Source organism: Dorea sp., from assembly GCF_977044405.1.
Genome location: NZ_CDRRQK010000011.1, coordinates 31677 through 52363, shown reverse-complemented (window position 1 = coordinate 52363; position 20687 = coordinate 31677). Strand labels below are relative to the sequence as shown.

Sequence of the window (20687 nt, the reverse complement as noted above, 5' to 3'; positions counted from 1 at the left end):
TTTGATTGACATCATATTTAATTGATGATAGAATTTCATTAGATTATATGAAAGTCAGGAGGATCACTATGGCTATTTTTACAGGAGCCGGCGTGGCAATTGTCACACCATTTAATGAAGATGGAAGTATTAATTATGATAAACTGGATGAATTGATCGAATTTCATTGTGCACATAAAACAGACAGCATTGTAATCTGCGGTACGACAGGAGAATCTGCTACTATGACAGAGGAAGAACATATGCAGTGTGTAAAATTCACAATCGACCGTGTAAAACACAGAATCCCGGTTATCGCAGGAACAGGTTCTAATTGCACACGTACTGCAATTGAGATGTCAAAAGAAGCTTCCGAATACGGAGCAGACGGACTGCTTCTGGTTACACCTTATTACAATAAGGCAACTCAGGCAGGTCTTGTTGCACATTTCAGCGCAGTAGCGAAAGAAGTAACAGCACCGATCATTATGTACAGTGTTGCAAGCAGAACAGGATGTAACATCGAACCGGCAACAGTAGCAAAACTGGTAAAAGAAGTAGATAATATCGTAGGTATCAAAGAAGCATCAGGAAATATCTCACAGGTTGCAAAGATCATGAACCTGACAGATGGTAATGTTGATATGTATTCTGGTAATGATGATCAGATCGTGCCGCTGTTATCCCTGGGTGGAAAAGGTGTGATCTCAGTATTGTCAAATGTAGCACCGGATGAAGCACATGATATTTGTGAGAAATTCTTTAACGGAGATGTGAAGGGAAGTGCAGCACTTCAGCTGAAAGCGCTTCCACTGATCGAGCAGTTATTCTGCGAAGTGAACCCGATCCCGGTTAAAAAGGCAATGCAGCTTATGGGAGTTGACTGTGGACCGCTTCGTATGCCGCTTACAGAGATATCCCCTGAACATGAGAAGAATCTTGCAAAAGCAATGAAAGACTTCGGTATTCAGTTAGCATAATAATAAAAATAAAGGATATCATACATGATCTACATATATGATATCCTTTTGTTTTAAGGGTATAGAGAGATAAATTACAAGGAGGATAAATAGCATGGTAAAAGCAATTATGCATGGATGTAATGGACACATGGGACGTGTGATTACGGATATTATTAAGAACACAGAAGGAATTGAACTGGTAGCAGGAATTGACAAATATACAAAAGTACCGAATGATTATCCGGTATTTGAAAGCATCAGCGCATGCGATGTAGATGCAGATGTTATCATTGATTTTTCAAATGCAGCGGCAGCAGATGAATTACTGGATTACTGCGTGGAAAAACAGGTACCGGTAGTACTTTGTACAACAGGACTGTCAGAAGAGCAGCTTGCGAAGGTAGAAGAATCAGCCAAAAAAGTAGCCGTATTAAAGTCTGCGAACATGTCACTTGGAATCAACCTTCTGATGAAGATCCTGAAAGATGCAACAAAGGTACTTTCACCGGCAGGATATGATATTGAACTGGTGGAAAAACATCATAATCAGAAACTGGATGCACCAAGCGGTACAGCACTGGCACTTGCTGATTCGATCAACGAAGCAGCGGATAACCAGTATCATTATGTATATGACAGAAGCCAGGTGCGTCAGAAACGTGACCAGAAAGAGATCGGAATTTCAGCAGTACGTGGAGGAACGATCGTTGGTGACCATGAAGTAATCTTTGCGGGACAGGATGAAGTGATCGAATTCAAACATACTGCATATTCCAAAGCTGTATTTGGAAAAGGTGCGGTAGAAGCTGCAAAATTCCTGGCTGGAAAACCGGCAGGAAGATACGATATGTCAGATGTCATTCAGTTCTAGTGGGGAACCGGATCTGATTGATAGATAGAAAAAATAATAACACAGGAAGAACAGGAGGTAGCAATGAGACAATTGGAGGAACGTTATCTGGAGAGACTTTCTCAACTGTATCCAACCATCGCCAAAGCTTCCACAGAAATCATCAATTTGCAGGCAATCTTGAACCTGCCTAAGGGAACAGAACATTTTTTAACAGACATTCATGGGGAATATGAGGCATTTGCACATGTACTCAAGAATGGCTCTGGTTCCGTGCGCCGTAAAATTGATGATGTGTTCGGTAATACTCTGAGTAGCAAGGACAAACAGGCCCTTGCTACTCTTATTTATTATCCGAAGGAGAAGATGGACAGGATCAAAAAGACAGAGAAAAATATGGAGGACTGGTATAAGATCACACTTTACAGGCTGATAGAGGTTTGCAAAAGAACAGCGAGCAAATATACCAGATCTAAGGTAAGAAAGGCACTGCCGCCGGATTTTGCATATGTGATTGAAGAGCTGATCACGGAAAAAAGTGGTATGACGACGGATAAGGAATCTTACTATAATGCGATCGTCAGTACGATCATCAGGATCGGACGTGCCGAGAAATTCATTATTGCAATGAGTGAGCTGATCCAGCGTCTGACGGTGGACCATCTGCATATTGTTGGGGATATATATGACAGAGGACCGGGACCGCATATTATTATGGATAAACTGATGGCGTACCATTCCGTGGATATCCAGTGGGGAAACCATGATGTATTGTGGATGGGAGCGGCAGCCGGACAAAGAGGCTGTATTGCAAATGTGATCCGTATCTGTGCAAGATATGGCAATCTTGATATTCTGGAGGAAGGATACGGAATCAATCTGCTTCCGCTTGCAACATTTGCCATGAATACATATAAGGATGATCCGTGTGAATGCTTCAAATTAAAAGGCAATCCAAATTACAGTGCGACAGAGATGCTGATGGATGTGAAGATGCATAAGGCAATTTCTGTCATCCAGTTCAAAGTGGAAGGCCAGATCATTAAGAAGAATCCGGGATTTAAGCTGGATAAGCGCAATCTCTTGCATTATATTGATTATGAAAAGGGAACAATTGAGCTGGATGGAAAAGAATATAAGCTTCTGGATACGAACTTCCCGACGATCGATCCGAAAAAGCCGTATGCCCTGACAAGAGAAGAAGAGGATATTATGGAGCGTCTGGAACGAGCTTTTGAAAACTGTGAAAAACTGCAGAGTCATATGCATTTTCTTTTGAACCGCGGTGGATTATATAAAGTATATAATGGAAACCTGCTGTATCATGGATGCGTTCCTCTAAAAGAAGATGGAACCTTAAAAAGTGTGCGTATATTCGGACGGACTTATAAGGGTAAGAGTCTGTATGAAGTATTGGAAAGCTATGTAAGAAAAGGATTTTATGCGGTAGATCCAAAGGAAAAAGAACGTGGCAGGGATATCATGTGGTATATCTGGCTGAGTGAGAATTCACCGTTGTTTGGAAAAGACAAGATGGCGACGTTCGAACGGTATTTTCTGGCTGAAAAAGAGACGCATAAGGAAAAGAAGAATCCATATTACCTGCTGTTAGAAGATGAAAAAGTGGTGGAGCGGATCCTGAAAGGATTCGGCCTGGAAAATGAAGATGCCCACATTATCAACGGTCATGTTCCGGTGAAGTGCAAAGACGGGGAAAAACCAATCAAGTGTGGTGGAAAAGTACTGGTCATTGATGGAGGATTTTCAAGAGCGTACCAGAAAGAGACAGGAATTGCCGGATATACATTGATCTATAATTCGTATGGATTGATACTTGCAGCTCATGAGCCATTTGAATCAACAGAGGCTGCGATCGAAAAAGAAAGCGACATTCATTCCGACAGCACGGTTGTAAAGCGTACGCTGGAACGCAAAAAAGTAGAAGATACAGACGTCGGAAAAGAATTAAAAGAGCAGATTTCAGATCTGGAAGTATTGCTCGCAGCATATAGAAGCGGTGTGATCGCAGAAAGATTATAATGTATGTAAATGCATAACAATGTAAAAAAATACCAGTCTTCCGATTGAGAGTTTACCGTATAAATTCAGAAAAAATGCAGATATTACAGGTAACAAGTATTACTTGAGCATAGATGAATTTATACGGAAAGGGAGATTGGAAAAATGAGACAATGGAAAAAGTTCATGCTGGTACTGATGTGTACAGGAGTGATGGCAGGAGTAACTGCCTGTGGAAATAATGCCGACGATAACGCAGCCAATGACAATGCGGCAACAGAAGGGACAACCGGTAATCAGACAGATGGTATTATGAATGATAATACAGAGGATGATGTTCTGGATAATGGCAATACAACAGATAGAAATAACACAACAGGAAAAGATGATGTCACAGACAGAAATAATACAAATGGCGGTGTAATGGATGAAATCGGTGATGATGTCCGTGATGGAGTAGATGACATCGGGGACACATTAGATCCGGATGACAATGTGAACAACGGTACACAGAATACGAGATAGCAAAAAATTGTAGAGATATGAATATATAAGGATGTGGGGAATGTATGGAAATGATACAGAAGACCACGTCCTTATTTTATGTAGCGAAGTATGGAAGAGAAGCGTGCCAGAGGCAGGCCTTGGAGATAGAAAAGGATTTTGAAAAAGTTACAGGTGAAAAGTTTGTTGCACAGGAGAGTGCCGGCAGGCTGGCTGGACGGCGGCACTTTAGTATGATAAAATACTAAAAATAAATAGAAATATTATAAAAGAGAATGTAAAAACATACAGGATAAGGAGAACAGAGTATATGAAATTCAGACCATGTATAGATATTCATAATGGACAGGTAAAACAGATTGTCGGCGGAAGTCTTCTGGATCAGGGAGATCAGGCAGTGGAGAATTTTGCTGCAACACAGGAGGCGGATTATTTTGCAGATATGTATAAAAAAGACGGGCTGACCGGAGGACACGTGATCCTGCTGAATCCGGCATCTTCCGAATATTATGCAAAGACAAAAGAACAGGCGTTAAAAGCATTGCGGGCATATCCGGAAGGACTGCAGATCGGCGGAGGAATCACGGCTGAGAATGCAGCAGAGTATATTGAAGCAGGTGCAAGTCATGTGATCGTGACTTCCTATGTGTTCAAAAATGGAGAAATCCAGTGGGAGAATCTTGAAAAGCTCTGTGCAGCCGTCGGAAAAGAGCATGTGGTTCTGGATCTGAGCTGTAGAAAAAAAGATGACAAATATTATATCGTAACGGACCGCTGGCAGACATTTACGAATGTTGTATTAGATGAAGCAATTCTGGAAAAATTATCGGGATACTGTGATGAATTCCTGGTTCACGGGGTAGATGTAGAAGGAAAAGCATCGGGAATTGAAAGTGAACTGATTGAAATATTAAGTAAAGAAACGAAGATTCCGGTTACATATGCAGGCGGTATCAGCTCGCTGGAAGACCTTGAAAAAATCCGCGAAATCGGAAAAGGAAAGATTGATTTTACGATTGGAAGTGCTCTGGATCTCTTCGGAGGAAAGATCCCGTATCAGACAATCCGGAATTACCGGTTCTAAACAGGTGGTTAATAATGTGTTAACACTTTATAAATCGGTTGAATTGAAGTTTGGATAGTGATAAAATGGGGAATAGAGTGGTCGTATTGCGTCCATAATCAGTAATAAGGAGCACATAGCGAATGAATATTATACAGAAAATATTTGGAACTCATAGCCAAAATGAGTTGAAACGAGTTTACCCGATCGCCGATGCAGTTCTTGCAATGGATGAGGAGATGCAGAAGCTGTCTGATGAGGAACTCAAAGGAAAGACAAAAGAATTCAAGGAACGTCTGGAAAAAGGCGAGACTTTAGATGATATTCTCCCAGAAGCATATGCGGTAGTAAGAGAAGCTGCAAGCCGTGTACTGGGAATGAAACATTACCGCGTACAGATCATCGGTGGTATTATCCTGCATCAGGGACGTATCGCTGAGATGAAGACTGGTGAAGGTAAGACCCTGGTAGCGACACTTCCGTCCTATCTGAATGCACTGGATGGAAAAGGGGTACATGTTGTAACAGTCAATGATTATCTGGCAAAGCGTGATGCTGAGTGGATGGGGCAGGTACATGAATTCCTGGGACTGACTGTCGGCGTTGTACTGAACAGCATGGATAATGATGAAAGACGTGCAGCATATGACTGTGATATCACTTATGTAACCAATAACGAACTGGGATTTGATTATCTGAGAGATAACATGGTTATTTATAAAGAACAGCTGGTACAGCGTGGTCTGAACTATGCGCTGATCGATGAGGTTGACTCTGTACTGATCGATGAGGCGAGAACTCCTCTGATCATTTCCGGACAGAGTGATAAGTCTACAAAGCTTTATGAAGCATGCGATATCCTGGCGCGCCAGTTAGAGCGTGGTGAAGCCAGTGGCGAATTTACCAAGATGAATGCCATCATGGGTGAAGACATTGAAGAGACCGGAGATTTCATCGTTAATGAGAAGGAAAAGAATATCAACCTTACAGAAGACGGTGTTAAAAAAGTTGAAAAATTCTTCCATATCGAGAACCTGGCGGATTCAGAGAACCTGGAGATCCAGCATAACATTATCCTGGCACTGCGTGCACATAACCTGATGTTCCGTGACAAAGATTATGTAGTAAAAGATGATGAAGTACTGATCGTTGATGAATTTACCGGACGTATCATGCCGGGACGCCGTTACTCCGATGGTCTGCATCAGGCAATCGAAGCAAAAGAACATGTAAAAGTTAAGAGAGAAAGCAAGACTCTTGCAACGATTACATTCCAGAACTTATTTAATAAATATACAAAGAAATCCGGTATGACAGGTACTGCCCTGACAGAAGAAAAAGAGTTCCGTGAGATTTACGGTATGGACGTTATCGAAATTCCTACCAATGTTCCGGTTATCCGTAAAGACCTGGAAGACGCAGTATACAAAACACAGAAAGAAAAATTCAGAGCCGTATGTGATGCAATCGAAGAAGCACATGCAAAGCATCAGCCGGTACTGGTTGGTACAATTACAATTGATAATTCAGAGCTGTTAAGCGGTATGTTAAAGCGCCGTGGAATCAAACATAATGTATTGAATGCTAAATTCCACGAATTAGAGGCTGAGATTGTAGCCCAGGCAGGTGTGCATGATGCCGTTACGATCGCTACAAACATGGCCGGCCGTGGTACGGATATCAAGCTGGATGACGAGGCAAAAGCAGCCGGTGGACTTAAGATCATCGGTACAGAACGCCATGAATCCAGACGTATCGATAACCAGCTGCGTGGACGTTCCGGACGTCAGGGAGACCCGGGAGAATCCAGATTCTACATTTCGCTGGAAGATGATCTGATGAGACTCTTTGGTTCAGAACGTCTGATGAGCGTATTCAGTGCCCTTGGTGTAGAAGACGGGGAACAGATTGAGCATAAGATGCTTTCCAGCGCAATTGAAAAAGCACAGGAGAAGATCGAAAGCAATAACTTTGGAATCCGTAAGAACCTGTTAGAATATGACCAGGTTATGAACGAACAAAGAGAGATCATTTACGAAGAAAGACGCCATGTACTGGATGGAGACAACATGCGTGATTCCATTTTCCATATGATGAATAACTATGTGGAAAATGTAGTAGATATGGTGATCAATCCGGAACAGGATTATGATGAATGGAATCTGACAGAGTTAAATCTGACAATCCGCAACACAATTCCGATGGAAGTGATCACAGAAGAAGATATCAAGAATATCAGCCAGAAAGAATTAAAACACATGCTCAAAGAGCGTGCGGCAAAGGTTTACGAAGCAAAAGAATCAGAGTTCCCGGAACCAGAGCATATGCGTGAGATCGAACGTGTCGTTCTTCTGAAAGTTATTGATGCAAAATGGATGGATCATATCGATGATATGGACCAGCTGCGTCAGGGAATCGGTCTGCAGGCTTATGGTCAGAGAGATCCGAAAGTAGAATACAAGATGATCGGTTATGAGATGTTTGATGAGATGACAAGAGCTATCGAAGAAGATACTGTACGTACCATCCTGCATGTCAAACTGGAACAGAAGGTAGAAAGAGAGCAGGTTGCAAAAGTAACCGGAACCAATAAAGATGATACCGGAGTACGTGAACCAAAGAAACGTGCAGAAAAGAAAGTATATCCGAATGATCCGTGCCCGTGCGGAAGCGGTAAAAAATACAAACAGTGCTGCGGACGTAAGTAGGGCTGTGCCGGCAAATAAGACATTAAAATAAGAAGAAAGAGGTGGAAATGTGGTTGAGTTAGATCAGTTCAAAACGATAATGAACGCTTACGAAGAACCTCTTGCCGAAATGAGGGATTCACTTTGACGTTGCAGGCAAAGAACGAAGAATCGAAGAACTGGAACGTAAAATAGAAGAACCTGGATTCTGGGACAATCCGGAAGAATCACAGGAACTGATGAAAGAACTGAAAAATCTGAAAGAACAGGTAGATACGATACATGGTCTCTATCATTCTTATGAAGATATCAATCTTCTGATCGAGATGGGATATGAAGATGAAGATCCGGGGATGGTAAAAGAGCTGGAAGAGGAAATTCATGCATTTGAAGAAGTGTTTGAAAAACTCAAGATCCAGACTCTTTTATCCGGAGAGTATGATTCCTGCAATGCGATCATGACGATTCATGCGGGAGCTGGAGGAACTGAATCCTGTGACTGGGCAGGTATGCTGTACCGTATGTACAGCCGCTGGGCAGAAAAAAAGGGATTTACCTTACAGGTGCTGGATTTTCTGGACGGGGATATTGCCGGAATCAAAGCAGTTACATTTGAAGTAAATGGTGAAAATGCTTATGGATACCTGAAGTCTGAAAAAGGTGTACACAGACTGGTACGTATTTCACCGTTTAATTCAGCAGGAAAGCGTCAGACATCGTTTGCTTCCTGTGATGTACTGCCGGATCTGAAAGATGATATCGATATAGAGATCGCAGACGATGATCTGAAGATCGACACATACCGTGCAAGTGGTGCCGGTGGACAGCATGTCAATAAGACATCATCGGCGATCCGTATTACGCATCTGCCGACCGGAATTGTGGTACAGTGCCAGAATGAACGGTCGCAGCATCACAATAAAGAAAAAGCGATGCAGATGTTAAAAGCAAAACTGCAGCTTATGAAAGAACAGGAACAGGCAGATAAAGTGTCTGATATCCGAGGTGAAGTTAAGGACATCGGATTTGGAAATCAGATCAGATCCTATGTTATGCAGCCATATACACTGGTGAAAGATCACCGTACGAATGAGGAAAACAGTAATGTGAATGCCGTGATGGATGGAGATATCGATGGATTCATCAATGCATATCTGAAAAAGATAGCAAACGGCTAGACGAAAAGGAGGGAATATATGATCAATATAGCAGTAATGGGTTACGGAACCGTTGGTTCCGGGGTTGTAGAGGTTATTAATACCAATGGAGCCCGTATCAATCAGCGGATCGGTGACGAGCTGAATGTCAAATATGTACTGGATATGAAGGATTTTCCTGGAGATCCGGTACAGGAAAAGATCGTGCATGATTTTGAGACGATTGTTTCTGATGATGATGTACAGATTGTGGTAGAAGTAATGGGCGGAATTGAGCCGGCCTATACATTTGTAAAAAGATGTCTGCAGGCAGGAAAAAGCGTAGCTACTTCGAACAAGGCACTTGTGGCAAAACACGGTGCAGAGCTTCTGTCTATCGCAGCGGAGCACAATATCAACTTCTTATTTGAAGCAAGTGTAGGCGGCGGTATCCCGATCATCCGTCCACTGAATTCTTCACTGACAGCTGATGAGATTGAAGAAATCACAGGAATCCTGAACGGTACAACGAACTATATGCTTTCTAAAATGTTCTATGAAGGGGCAGATTACGATACTGTATTAAAAGAAGCGCAGGCGAATGGATATGCAGAACGTAATCCGGAAGCTGACGTAGAAGGTTATGATGCGTGCCGTAAGATTGCAATCCTTTCTTCTCTGATTTCTGGCCAGCAGGTGGATTTTGAAGATATCTATTGTGAAGGAATTACAGAGATCACAGTAGAAGATATGAAATATGCAAAAGCGCTCGGAACAACGATCAAACTTCTGGCATCCAGCAGACGTTATGCAGGTAACAGACTGCATGCGATTGTTGCACCATGTATGTTATATCCGGAACATCCGCTTTATAATGTAAATGATGTCTTCAATGCAATTTTTGTACATGGTAATGTGCTTGGGGATGCGATGTTCTATGGAAGCGGTGCCGGAAAACTTCCGACGGCCAGTGCTGTAGTAGCAGATGTTGTGGATGAAGCAAAACATCTGAACTGCAATATCATGACGATGTGGAAAGAAGAAAAACTCAAGCTGGAAGACAAGGCAGATTCCAAGAGAAGATTCTTTGTCAGAATTAAGGGAGACGAACAGGAACTGGTTCCACAGCTGAAAGATTCATTTGGAGAGATTGAGGTTGTAAAAGTTCCAGAACTGGAAGGTGAATTTGGATTTGTAACCCCTGTCATGATGGAAGGGGATTATGAGACCAGATCAAAACTTTACAAAGAGCAGATTGTACATATGATTCGTATTCAGGATTAATAAACTGGTCTGTCACAGGAGGAAACATGTTAATAGTAAAAAAATTTGGCGGAAGCTCGGTAGCCAATAAAGAAAGAATCTTCAATGTAGCAAAACGCTGTATTGAAGACTATAAAGCCGGACATGATGTAGTCGTAGTACTTTCGGCTATGGGAGATACAACAGATGATCTGATCGCACTTGCAAATACGATCAATCCACAGGCTAAGAAAAGAGAACTGGATATGCTGCTTACAACAGGTGAGCAGGTATCGGTATCACTGATGGCCATGGCAATGCAGGCACTGGATGTGCCGGCCGTGTCTTTGAACGCATTCCAGGTTATGATGCACTCTACATCACGCTATGGTAATGCAAGATTCAAAAGAGTTGATACAGAGAGAATCATGCATGAACTGGATTCCAGAAAGATCGTAATCGTAACAGGATTCCAGGGCGTGAATAAGTATGATGATATTACGACACTGGGACGTGGGGGATCAGATACAACAGCAGTTGCGCTGGCAGCAGTACTTCATGCTGATAAATGCGAGATTTATACAGATGTAGACGGTGTGTATACAGCAGATCCAAGAGTTGTAAAGACTGCAAAGAAGCTGGATGCAGTTACTTATGATGAGATGCTGGAACTGGCAAGTCTTGGGGCAAAAGTTCTTCACAACCGTTCTGTAGAGATGGCAAAAAAATATAATGTAGAATTAGTTGTGCGGTCAAGCTTGAACCGTTCAGAAGGTACCGTAGTCAAGGAGGGGTCAAACATGGAAAAATTACTGGTTACAGGTGTGGCTGCAGATAAAGATACAGTCAGAATCTCTGTACTTGGAGTAGAGGATACACCGGGAACAGCTTTTGCTGTATTCAATACACTGGCAGCAAATAATATTAATGTAGATATTATTCTTCAGTCAGTAGGAAGAGACGGAACAAAGGATATTTCCTTTACGGTTGCTTCTGATGATCTGGAGCATGCACTGGAAGTATTGAATGAAAATAAAGAAAGACTGACGATCAAAGAGATTACATGGAACGAAAAGGTTGCAAAACTGTCGATCGTTGGAGCTGGAATGATGAGTAACCCTGGTGTTGCTGCAAAGATGTTCGAATCTTTATATAATTCCAGAGTCAATATCAATATGATTTCAACATCTGAGATCCGTATCACAGTTCTGGTACCGGAAGAAGATATTGAAAAAGCAATGAATGCGGTTCATGATGGATTTGCGTTAGGAGCTTAAGAAGTGAATTAACGGCGGGAACTGTTATTAAGAAAACCGGTGACGATCTGTCTTGTCTCCGGAGAAGTAGAACGGAGTGTAAGAACCGTATCTAATTCTTCGGAAGAAAGATAGATATAGTTGCCGGTATTTTTTTCGATTCCTTTAGCATGAGAAGCAAGGAAAGTATCCGTACTTATAGAAGATTCTGTTAAAGTGCCGGTCTGGGCATGAAGATATGGAGTGGGTGTTTCGTGGATAGCAGAAGAGAAAGAAGAGGAATCCAGGAGAGCTTCGTCTTCCAGATCATGGAGAATCAGCTGGTCAAGGGAAATATGAAAATGAGCAGCCAGAATAACCAGATTTTCAATATCTGGTGTCCGGCTGCTGTTTTCATAATTACAATATGCCTGTCTGGAGATACTCAGCATATTTGCGAGATCTTCCTGATTGAGATGATTTTTCTTCCTGAGAAAGCGTAAATTTCTGGCCAGCTGTAAATTTGCCATATCTAACCTCCGCATGTGTCATGTATTTGATTAGTATAGCAATATGCCCGTGAAATAGATATGATATGCGTCGATAAGTAACATAATAATAAAAAGCAACAAAGTGTTGCTTTTTGATATCTAAGCATGAAAGATAAGTGTTACTGTTCACTGGCGGTTCCATGCGGAGGCACGGGCAAGTGGCAAGCTTTCTGTATTACTTCATCTGACTGAGATAGCTGTTGTGATATTTGCCGGAAAATGTTACATCTTCTCCGAACCACTCTGGTGCGGTAAAAGTATTTGCAGCTTCTTCTGTAGGAAATTCCACTTCCACCAGCATAAGCGGGGCAAGAGATCCTTCAAAAATATCAAGCTCTGCGGTCAGTTCCGGGTCAAGAGGGATCATATAACGTTTCTTCTGGATCAGACGTCCGTCAATCTTGGTGAGCATGTGTTCATAAGACTCCTGGTCGAGAGGAAGATTATATTCCTGTCGTGCCATAAGACCGGAGGATTTGTAAGTGAGTTCATATTTGTCGTTGTCGCGACGGATACGTACGACCGGATTTGTGTTCAGATATCCCTGTTCCAGGATACGGCAGTGAAAGGAATCTAAGTTGTCCGGTAATGTTTTGATTAGATATTTGCGTTCTATTTCCATGCCAGAATTCTCCTTTTTCGTTTTTTGTCAGAAAAGTATTCAGGATACATGAATTACTTTCTGATATCTTGCAGAAAGCGCTTTTTAGATACGCTTCAGGTTAATAGTAACATTTATGATACAACGGTTTACAGAAAAAGTAAACGGTGATATATTTAAAATATCTATGAAAATATCTATGCAATAGCGTCTGTGGATTACAGTTTCGCAGACAGGAATTTTTTGAATGGAAAATTCCATATGATACAGTAGGAACAGTGTATTAGAAGGAAGGTGAAAGTTATGAAAAAAGTATGTGTGTTTTTAGCAGATGGATTTGAGGAGATTGAAGGTCTGGCAGTGATTGATTTGTTGAGACGTGCGAAGATATATGTAGATACCATTTCCATTACAGATGATTATATGGTTCACGGAGCACATGGAATCAATGTGCAGACGGAGGCTTTGTTTGATGAAGTGGATTTTTCGGAATTTGATATGGTTGTGCTTCCGGGAGGTATGCCGGGAACATTGAATCTGAATGATCATGCAGGGGTCAGACATGTAGTGAGAAAGTATGCGGATGAGGGAAGGTTTGTAGGAGCCATCTGTGCCGCACCGACGGTTCTTAGTAATCTTGGTATCCTGGATGGAAAGCATGTGACATGTTATCCGGGCGTGATGGATCAGATCGAGGGTGCAACGCTTATCCGTACGGCAGTTGTAATCGATGGCAATATCATTACAAGCCAGGGAGCCGGAACAGCAATCGACTTTGCATTAAAGTTGATAGAAGTACTTGAAGGTGCAGAAAAAGCAAAAGAAATAGAAGAGTCGATCGTATATTAAGTGGTTATTACGGAATTTATAAGTTATCACGACATTTATATAGGAAAAAAGCGGAAAAATACCGTATTTAGATAAAAACGGGGACTAGATATTTACAGAAGTTTGTGTTATACTTCTGTGGTGAATGTATTGTAGTATACCCGCTTTTTTTCCGCTACCCATGAGGCGGGTTAGAAACAGGAGGAAATAGTAAATGAGTTTACAGGTAGAAAAATTAGAAAAAAACATGGCGAAACTTACTATTGAAGTTCCAGCCGATGATTTAGAAAAAGCGCTTCAGAGTGCATATATGAAGCAGAAGAATAAGATCTCTATGCCGGGATTCCGTAAAGGAAAAGTTCCGAGACAGATGATCGAAAAAATGTATGGACCAGAGATCTTCTACGATGATGCTGCAAATGCACTGATTCCAAAGGCTTATTCTGAAGCTTATGATGAGTGCGAACTTGATATCGTTTCAAGACCAGAAATCAATATCGTACAGATCGAAAAAGGAAAATCTTTCATCTTCACAGCTGATGTTGCAACAAAACCAGAAGTAAAACTTGGCGAGTACAAGGGACTGGAAGTAGACAAAGTGTCTACACGTGTAACACAGAAAGAAGTAGAAGCTAAGATCCAGGAAGAAGCTGAGAAGAACGCAAGAGAAGTTGTAGTTACAGACCGTCCGGTAGCAGATGGTGATGAAGTAATTCTTGACTTCGAAGGATTTGTAGATGGAGAAGCATTCGAAGGTGGAAAAGGAGAAAACTATCCACTGACAATTGGTTCTGGATCATTCATTCCAGGATTCGAAGAGCAGTTAGTTGGTGCTGAAGCTGAGAAAGAAGTAGAAGTAAAAGTTACTTTCCCAGAAGATTACCATGCAGAAGAATTAAAAGGAAAAGAAGCGGTATTCAAATGCACAGTTCATGAGATCAAAGCAAAAGAACTTCCAGAGATCGATGATGAATTTGCAGCAGAAGTATCTGAATTCGATACATTAGATGAATACAAAGCTGACGTAAAAGCTAAGATTAAAGAGAACAAAGCTACAGAAGGTAAGAGAAAACAGGAAGACCAGGCTGTAGAGCAGGCTGTTAAGAATGCAGAATATGAGATTCCACAGCCAATGATCGAGACACAGACAACTCAGATGGTTGAAGATTTCGCACAGAGAATCCAGTCTCAGGGAATCACTCTTGAGCAGTACTTCCAGTTTACTGGACTTACAGCTGAGAAGATGATGGAAGATATGAAACCACAGGCAATTAAGAGAATTGAGACACGTCTTGTTCTCGAGGCAATTGCAAAAGCTGAGAATATCGAAATCTCTGATGAAAAATTAGATGAAGAACTCGCTAAGATGGCAGAATCTTACAACATGGAAGTTGAAAAACTCAAAGAATTCATGGGCGAGAACGAGAAAAAACAGATGAAGGAAGATCTGGCAGTTCAGGAAGCTGTTACATTCCTTGTAGAGAATGCAGTAGAGAAATAAGAACGTCAGATAACATAGTATAGTCAGGAGGCATATACATGAGTTTAGTACCTTATGTCATTGAACAGACAAGCCGTGGAGAACGTTCTTACGACATCTATTCAAGATTATTGAAAGACAGAATTATATTTCTTGGGGAAGAAGTTACAGATGCATCGGCAAGCGTGATCGTTGCACAGCTTCTGTTTCTGGAAGCGGAAGATCCGGAAAAGGATATCCATCTGTACATCAACAGCCCAGGAGGCTCTGTAACAGCCGGAATGGCAATTTATGATACCATGCAGTATATCAAATGCGATATTGAAACTATCTGTATCGGCATGGCTGCAAGTATGGGCTCATTCCTTCTTACAGGTGGAACAAAGGGCAAGAGACTTGCACTTCCAAACTCTGAGATTATGATCCATCAGCCACTTGGTGGAGCTCAGGGACAGGCAACAGAGATTCAGATCGCAGCAGATCATATCTTAAAGACCCGTCAGAAACTGAATCAGATTCTGGCAGAAAATACAGGACAGCCATTAGAGGTGATCAATGCAGATACAGAAAGAGATAATTTCATGACTGCAGAAGAAGCAAAAGCATATGGTCTGATTGACGAAGTCATCAAGAGCCGCTAAGGTCGTCCTTAGACGAGGTGAAGAGTATGGTAGGAAAGAACGATGATCAGGTAAGATGCTCGTTCTGTAACAAGACGCAGAATCAGGTTCGAAAACTGATCGCAGGACCGAATGGTGCATATATCTGTGATGAGTGTGTAGATGTCTGCGCAGAGATTATAGAAGAAGAATTTGAATACGAGAACGGAAGAGAATGGAATCCGTTCTCGGATATCAATCTTTTAAAGCCGGAAGAGATCAAAAAATTCCTGGATGAATATGTAATCGGTCAGGATGAGGCTAAAAAAGTATTGTCGGTAGCCGTATACAATCATTATAAGAGAGTTATGTCCGGAAAAGACATGGGAGTAGAGCTTGGAAAGAGTAATATTCTTATGCTTGGACCTACAGGATGTGGTAAGACACTTCTTGCGCAGACTCTTGCAAAAATTCTGGGAGTGCCATTTGCAATTGCTGATGCGACAGCATTGACAGAGGCCGGATATGTCGGAGAGGATGTTGAGAACATTCTTCTGAAGATTATCCAGGCTGCAGATGGAGATATCGAACGTGCAGAGTACGGAATCATCTATATCGATGAGATTGACAAGATTACACGTAAGTCTGAGAATCCTTCAATCACAAGAGATGTATCCGGTGAGGGTGTACAGCAGGCGCTTCTTAAGATTGTTGAGGGAACGGTTGCAAATGTACCTCCGCAGGGAGGAAGAAAGCATCCACACCAGGAGATGATACAGATCGATACCACAAATATTTTATTTATCTGTGGTGGTGCGTTTGAAGGGATTGAAAAGATCGTTGAAAAACGTATTGATCAGAAATCAATCGGATTCAATGCGGAGATCGCACAGAAGCATGAAGACGATGTAGACAGACTGCTTCAGCAGATTTTACCACAGGATCTTGTAAAATTTGGTCTGATTCCGGAACTTGTAGGACGTGTGCCGGTAACGGTAGCATTAGAGATGCTGGATAAAGATGCACTGGTGAAGATTCTTACAGAACCGAAGAATGCATTGACCAAACAGTATCAGAAGATGCTGGAGCTGGACGGCGTTCAGCTTACATTTGATGATAAAGCACTGGAAGCAATTGCAGAGACTTCCCTGAAGAGAAAAACAGGAGCCAGAGGTCTGCGTGCAATTATGGAAAGTATCATGATGGATATCATGTATAAAGCACCATCCGATGAGACATTGAAATCGTGCCGCATCACAGAGGATGTTGTAAAAGGAACCGGAGAGCCGATATGTGAACATGAAGAGGCTGCTTCGGAAAGTGCATAAAGAAATTAAGGACGGCGGGTGCGAAGAAATATTGTACCCGCTGATTTTATCGCAAGCGTTCGAAGGAAGCTGCCAGTTGTGAAAGCAGCCACAAGGAACTGCCAGTTGTCAAAAACATCTGTAAGGAGCTGCCAGTGGCAGATTCTGTAGGTGGCAGATTCTGTAGGTGGCGGGTTCTTTAGATACAGTAAGCTGATGAACAGGAGTGTAAATATATGATAGGAGAAACGTATACTTTGCCAATGGTGGCACTGCGTGGACTTACGATACTGCCAGAAGAAGTCAGACATTTTGACGTAAGCAGGGAAAAGTCACTGTTAGCCATTGAGGAAGCAGTAAAAAATGGCCAGAAGTTATTCGTCAGTGCACAGAAGGATCTGGAAATAGAAGAGCCTGGTGCTGAGGATGTCTATCTGGTGGGCTGCGTGGTTACCATACGGCAGGTTGTAAAATTACCAAAGCAAATGAGCCGCGTGCTGGTGTCCGGTGAGGCAAGAGCAAGTCTTGTAAGGCTGGATACAGAAGTTCCATATCTTCAGGCAACGGTAGTAGAATTGCCGGATGATGAAGAAGTGGAAGAAGAAAGAACAGAAGAAAACCCGATGAATCTGGAAGCAATGCTGAGAGGATTGCAGGATGTATTCAAAGAATATCTGTTAAAGAATCCAAAGCTTTCGAAAGAACTTGGAATGCAGGTAGATATGATCCATGATCTGAAGAAGCTTGTAGATGTCATTGCTGCGAATATGCCATTTTCATTTGAAGATGCGCAGGAATTACTGGAAGAGACAAATCTTATGAAGCGGTATGAACTGCTGGTTTACAAGATTGTAAATGAGATTCAGGCCCAGAAGGTAAAAGAAGAGATTCAAAGCAAAGTCAGGGAACGTGTAGATAAAAACCAGCGGGAATATATCCTGCGTGAAGAGATGAAGCTGATCCGCGAAGAACTGGGGGATGACAATACCCTGTCTGATGCGGATGAATTTCAGGCGGCTTCCGATGCATTGAAAGCTACAAAAGAAGTAAAAGAAAAACTGAACAAAGAGATCAAGAGATTCCGCAATTCTATGAATTCTCCGGCTGAGGTTGGCGTAATACGCACATATATCGAGACGATGCTGGAAATGCCGTGGGATAAGACTTGTAAAGAGCATAAAGATATTGCATTTGCCAGAAAAGTACTGGATGAAGATCATTATGGTCTTGAAAAGGTAAAAGAAAGAGTATTGGAATATCTGGCAGTACGTGCCCTGACCAGGAAAGGGGAAGCGCCGATCATCTGTCTGGTGGGACCTCCGGGAACCGGTAAGACATCGATTGCAAAATCACTTTCCAGGGCATTGAAGAAGCCGTATGTCAGAATTTCACTTGGCGGAGTCCGTGATGAGGCAGAAATCCGTGGTCATAGAAAGACCTATGTAGGGGCAATGCCTGGAAGAATTGCAAAGGGAATGAAACAGGCCGGCGTAAAGAATCCGCTGATGCTTCTGGATGAGATTGATAAAGTCAGCAATGATTACAAAGGAGATACATTTTCTGCCCTTCTGGAAGTATTAGACGGCGAGCAGAATAATAAATTTGTAGATCATTATCTGGAAGTTCCGATGGATCTTTCGGAAGTGTTGTTTATCACGACAGCCAACAGTCTGCAGACGATTCCAAGACCACTTCTGGACCGTATGGAAGTGATTGAAGTTACGAGTTATACAGAAAATGAAAAACTGCATATCGCACAGGAGCATCTGGTGCCAAAACAGATTGAAAAGCATGGATTAAAGCAGGAACAGCTTACAATCAGTAAGAATGCAATCTGGAAAATGGCAAGAAACTATACGAAGGAAGCCGGAGTCAGACAGCTGGAGAGAAAAATCGGTGACATCTGCAGAAAGGCTGCAATGGAAATTCTCGAAAAGAAGAAAAAATCTGTACATGTGACAGAACGCAATCTGGAACATTATCTTGGAAAAGAACTGTACAGCTATCAGATGGCAAACGAAGAGGATGAAGTAGGTATTGTACGTGGACTTGCATGGACAAGTGTCGGCGGTGATACACTTCAGATTGAAGTAAATGTAATGCCGGGAGAAGGAGAAATCCTTCTGACAGGACAGCTTGGAGATGTAATGAAGGAATCTGCAAGAACCGGAATCAGTTATATCCGTTCGGTAAGCAAAGAGCATGAGATTGCGGAAGATTTCTTTAAAAAACACGACATACATATCCATATTCCGGAAGGTGCAGTTCCAAAGGACGGTCCATCAGCCGGTATTACGATGGCAACAGCGATCATGTCGGCAATAACAGGAAGAAAAGTCCGTGCAGATCTGGCAATGACAGGTGAGATTACACTTCGCGGAAGAGTACTTCCAATCGGTGGTCTGAAAGAAAAGCTGCTTGCTGCAAAAAATGCGGGAATTAAGACGGTGCTTGTCCCGGTTAAGAATGAAAGAGACGTAGAAGAAATCTCTACCGAGATAACCAAAGGTCTGGAAATCAAATTTGTAACACACATGGATGAAGTGCTGAAAGAAGCACTGGTATAGTCAGATCTTCTGGCAGAGGTCAGGAGATGAATAAAAGGAGACAATATGATAATCAGAAATATTAATCTGGAAACCGTATGTGGAATTACCAGCAAACTTCCGGAAAATACATTGCCGGAGATTGCATTTGCGGGAAAATCCAATGTAGGAAAATCATCACTGATCAATGCGCTCATGAACCGCAAATCATATGCAAGAATATCGGCCACACCGGGAAAGACACAGACAATCAATTTTTATAACATCAATGAGGAATTATATCTGGTGGATCTCCCGGGATATGGATATGCGAAAGTATCCGAACAGGAGAAGATCAAATGGGGACAGCTGATCGAGCGGTACCTTCATGGCTCAAAGCAGTTGAAGGTAGTATTCCTTTTGATCGACATCCGTCATAAACCATCAGGAAATGATAAGATGATGTATGAGTGGATTGTGTCACAGGGATTCAATCCGGTGATTATCGCCACAAAGCTTGATAAGATCAAAAGAAGCCAGAAGGACAAACAGATAAAGATCGTAAAAGAAGGTCTGGGCGTGCTGCCTGGAACGAAAGTCATTCCGTTTTCGTCTGTTACGAAGCAGGGACGGGATGAAATATGGGAGTTGGTGGAGTCGGAATATTTAATTGGTGTTTAATGTACTATTTCATTGTGGCCGCCCGGTCCATGAGAAAGTTCATGGAGATGACACTATCTTCTTTTAATTTTTTAATCGTACGGTTGATAGTTTTAACTGTGATTCCACATTCTTCGTATAATTCCTGCCGGGTTTTTGAGATGATGATCTCGCCGGTCTTTTCGATGTCTGAATGAGAGGCTTGTCATGGTTTCCGTAATTGCAATGCTTGGAATCTTTCATCTGCGGGGTATCTTCAGGCAGCAAAGGGAAAAGAAATATATATTCTGCTTCCGATATTATTGATTGCACATGGAATAGGTGTATTCTGGGGAAGTAAGAATGGAACGAAGATCAATCAGAAATTACTGAAGCGAATTGTAGCCGTTGCATCGATTGTGATTGCTTGTTTTGTAAAGAAGAGAAACGAAAAATAAAAAAGGAAGAAATGGTGTAAAG

At 42.0% G+C, this 20687-nt stretch carries 20 protein-coding genes; 17 read left to right on the top strand and 3 right to left on the bottom strand.

Translation table 11 applies throughout. From position 1 onward, the window contains the following. Nucleotides 1-68 precede the first annotated feature (68 nt). From dapA to ACWJAF_RS06805, 10 genes are all read left to right on the top strand, one after another. Nucleotides 69-959, top strand: a complete 891-nt coding sequence (dapA, locus tag ACWJAF_RS06850; RefSeq protein WP_448863001.1) for a 4-hydroxy-tetrahydrodipicolinate synthase — start codon at nt 69-71, stop codon at nt 957-959. 94 nt (nt 960-1053) lie between these two features. Next, nucleotides 1054-1812 carry a 4-hydroxy-tetrahydrodipicolinate reductase gene (gene dapB / locus ACWJAF_RS06845; protein ID WP_296032837.1) on the top strand — a complete coding sequence of 253 codons (759 nt, stop codon included), beginning with the start codon at nt 1054-1056 and terminating at the stop codon, nt 1810-1812. A 63-nt stretch (nt 1813-1875) separates the two neighbouring features. Then, entirely contained in the window at nt 1876-3831 is a 1956-nt protein-coding gene (locus ACWJAF_RS06840) for a fructose-1,6-bisphosphatase (RefSeq protein WP_448863000.1), read from the top strand. A 144-nt stretch (nt 3832-3975) separates the two neighbouring features. After that, on the top strand, nt 3976-4335 hold the full coding sequence (locus tag ACWJAF_RS06835; protein WP_448862999.1) for a hypothetical protein: 360 nt from the start codon (nt 3976-3978) through the stop codon (nt 4333-4335). A 44-nt stretch (nt 4336-4379) separates the two neighbouring features. Continuing rightward, the gene (locus ACWJAF_RS06830) at nt 4380-4562 is read left to right on the top strand and encodes a hypothetical protein (RefSeq protein WP_448862998.1); all 183 of its coding nucleotides are present in this window, start codon (nt 4380-4382) and stop codon (nt 4560-4562) included. Nucleotides 4563-4624: 62 nt separating this feature from the next. Next, the gene (gene hisA / locus ACWJAF_RS06825; protein WP_448862997.1) at nt 4625-5398 is read left to right on the top strand and encodes a phosphoribosylformimino-5-aminoimidazole carboxamide ribotide isomerase; all 774 of its coding nucleotides are present in this window, start codon (nt 4625-4627) and stop codon (nt 5396-5398) included. Nucleotides 5399-5520: 122 nt separating this feature from the next. Continuing rightward, the gene (gene secA, locus ACWJAF_RS06820) at nt 5521-8085 is read left to right on the top strand and encodes a preprotein translocase subunit SecA (RefSeq protein WP_296033641.1); all 2565 of its coding nucleotides are present in this window, start codon (nt 5521-5523) and stop codon (nt 8083-8085) included. Nucleotides 8086-8134: 49 nt separating this feature from the next. Next, nucleotides 8135-9242 (top strand): peptide chain release factor 2 gene (prfB, locus tag ACWJAF_RS06815; RefSeq protein ID WP_296033642.1). Its coding sequence is split into 2 segments (ribosomal slippage): nt 8135-8209 and nt 8211-9242, totalling 1107 coding nucleotides; the frame shifts between segments, so codons are not numbered across the junction. A gap of 18 nt (nt 9243-9260) precedes the next feature. Then, nucleotides 9261-10484 carry a homoserine dehydrogenase gene (locus ACWJAF_RS06810; RefSeq protein ID WP_448862996.1) on the top strand — a complete coding sequence of 408 codons (1224 nt, stop codon included), beginning with the start codon at nt 9261-9263 and terminating at the stop codon, nt 10482-10484. 26 nt (nt 10485-10510) lie between these two features. Next, nucleotides 10511-11719 (top strand): aspartate kinase, encoded by a 1209-nt coding sequence (locus tag ACWJAF_RS06805; protein WP_448862995.1) that lies wholly within the window; start codon nt 10511-10513, stop codon nt 11717-11719. 8 nt (nt 11720-11727) lie between these two features. Here ACWJAF_RS06805 and ACWJAF_RS06800 read toward each other — a convergent pair whose 3' ends face one another. Together ACWJAF_RS06800 and ACWJAF_RS06795 are read right to left on the bottom strand one after the other, a co-directional pair. After that, on the bottom strand, nt 11728-12207 hold the full coding sequence (locus ACWJAF_RS06800) for a helix-turn-helix domain-containing protein (RefSeq protein WP_296033646.1): 480 nt from the start codon (nt 12205-12207) through the stop codon (nt 11728-11730). Nucleotides 12208-12403: 196 nt separating this feature from the next. After that, on the bottom strand, nt 12404-12850 hold the full coding sequence (locus ACWJAF_RS06795) for a CYTH domain-containing protein (protein WP_296033647.1): 447 nt from the start codon (nt 12848-12850) through the stop codon (nt 12404-12406). Nucleotides 12851-13132: 282 nt separating this feature from the next. Between ACWJAF_RS06795 and ACWJAF_RS06790 the strand changes: the two genes are divergently transcribed. The 6 genes from ACWJAF_RS06790 to yihA all read left to right on the top strand — a co-directional run bounded on the left by ACWJAF_RS06790 (nt 13133) and on the right by yihA (nt 20249). After that, on the top strand, nt 13133-13678 hold the full coding sequence (locus tag ACWJAF_RS06790; protein ID WP_296033649.1) for a DJ-1 family glyoxalase III: 546 nt from the start codon (nt 13133-13135) through the stop codon (nt 13676-13678). Between the two features lie 193 nt (nt 13679-13871). Next, a complete protein-coding gene (gene tig / locus ACWJAF_RS06785) occupies nt 13872-15158 on the top strand; it encodes a trigger factor (RefSeq protein ID WP_296033650.1) in 1287 nt (428 codons plus the stop codon). 38 nt (nt 15159-15196) lie between these two features. After that, a complete protein-coding gene (gene clpP / locus ACWJAF_RS06780; RefSeq protein WP_296033651.1) occupies nt 15197-15778 on the top strand; it encodes an ATP-dependent Clp endopeptidase proteolytic subunit ClpP in 582 nt (193 codons plus the stop codon). A gap of 26 nt (nt 15779-15804) precedes the next feature. Continuing rightward, nucleotides 15805-17064, top strand: a complete 1260-nt coding sequence (gene clpX / locus ACWJAF_RS06775) for an ATP-dependent Clp protease ATP-binding subunit ClpX (protein ID WP_296033653.1) — start codon at nt 15805-15807, stop codon at nt 17062-17064. A 215-nt stretch (nt 17065-17279) separates the two neighbouring features. Next, a complete protein-coding gene (lon, locus tag ACWJAF_RS06770) occupies nt 17280-19610 on the top strand; it encodes an endopeptidase La (protein WP_448862994.1) in 2331 nt (776 codons plus the stop codon). Between the two features lie 45 nt (nt 19611-19655). Beyond that, nucleotides 19656-20249, top strand: a complete 594-nt coding sequence (gene yihA, locus ACWJAF_RS06765; RefSeq protein ID WP_448862993.1) for a ribosome biogenesis GTP-binding protein YihA/YsxC — start codon at nt 19656-19658, stop codon at nt 20247-20249. 4 nt (nt 20250-20253) lie between these two features. Here the strand turns inward: yihA and ACWJAF_RS06760 are convergent, their stop codons facing one another. Further along, on the bottom strand, nt 20254-20391 hold the full coding sequence (locus ACWJAF_RS06760; RefSeq protein WP_448863021.1) for a hypothetical protein: 138 nt from the start codon (nt 20389-20391) through the stop codon (nt 20254-20256). 139 nt (nt 20392-20530) lie between these two features. Here ACWJAF_RS06760 and ACWJAF_RS06755 point away from each other — a divergent pair, with 139 nt between their 5' ends. Then, nucleotides 20531-20665 (top strand): hypothetical protein, encoded by a 135-nt coding sequence (locus tag ACWJAF_RS06755; RefSeq protein WP_448862992.1) that lies wholly within the window; start codon nt 20531-20533, stop codon nt 20663-20665. Nucleotides 20666-20687: the final 22 nt, after the last annotated feature.

Bases quoted from the DNA above. Each gene is read 5' to 3' on its own strand.
- dapA (WP_448863001.1), top strand. From the start codon at position 69: ATGGCTATTTTTACAGGAGCCGGCGTGGCAATTGTCACACCATTTAAT.
- dapB (WP_296032837.1), top strand. From the start codon at position 1,054: ATGGTAAAAGCAATTATGCATGGATGTAATGGACACATGGGACGTGTG.
- ACWJAF_RS06840 (WP_448863000.1), top strand. From the start codon at position 1,876: ATGAGACAATTGGAGGAACGTTATCTGGAGAGACTTTCTCAACTGTAT.
- ACWJAF_RS06835 (WP_448862999.1), top strand. From the start codon at position 3,976: ATGAGACAATGGAAAAAGTTCATGCTGGTACTGATGTGTACAGGAGTG.
- ACWJAF_RS06830 (WP_448862998.1), top strand. From the start codon at position 4,380: ATGGAAATGATACAGAAGACCACGTCCTTATTTTATGTAGCGAAGTAT.
- hisA (WP_448862997.1), top strand. From the start codon at position 4,625: ATGAAATTCAGACCATGTATAGATATTCATAATGGACAGGTAAAACAG.
- secA (WP_296033641.1), top strand. From the start codon at position 5,521: ATGAATATTATACAGAAAATATTTGGAACTCATAGCCAAAATGAGTTG.
- ACWJAF_RS06810 (WP_448862996.1), top strand. From the start codon at position 9,261: ATGATCAATATAGCAGTAATGGGTTACGGAACCGTTGGTTCCGGGGTT.
- ACWJAF_RS06805 (WP_448862995.1), top strand. From the start codon at position 10,511: ATGTTAATAGTAAAAAAATTTGGCGGAAGCTCGGTAGCCAATAAAGAA.
- ACWJAF_RS06800 (WP_296033646.1), bottom strand. From the start codon at position 12,207: ATGGCAAATTTACAGCTGGCCAGAAATTTACGCTTTCTCAGGAAGAAA.
- ACWJAF_RS06795 (WP_296033647.1), bottom strand. From the start codon at position 12,850: ATGGAAATAGAACGCAAATATCTAATCAAAACATTACCGGACAACTTA.
- ACWJAF_RS06790 (WP_296033649.1), top strand. From the start codon at position 13,133: ATGAAAAAAGTATGTGTGTTTTTAGCAGATGGATTTGAGGAGATTGAA.
- tig (WP_296033650.1), top strand. From the start codon at position 13,872: ATGAGTTTACAGGTAGAAAAATTAGAAAAAAACATGGCGAAACTTACT.
- clpP (WP_296033651.1), top strand. From the start codon at position 15,197: ATGAGTTTAGTACCTTATGTCATTGAACAGACAAGCCGTGGAGAACGT.
- clpX (WP_296033653.1), top strand. From the start codon at position 15,805: ATGGTAGGAAAGAACGATGATCAGGTAAGATGCTCGTTCTGTAACAAG.
- lon (WP_448862994.1), top strand. From the start codon at position 17,280: ATGATAGGAGAAACGTATACTTTGCCAATGGTGGCACTGCGTGGACTT.
- yihA (WP_448862993.1), top strand. From the start codon at position 19,656: ATGATAATCAGAAATATTAATCTGGAAACCGTATGTGGAATTACCAGC.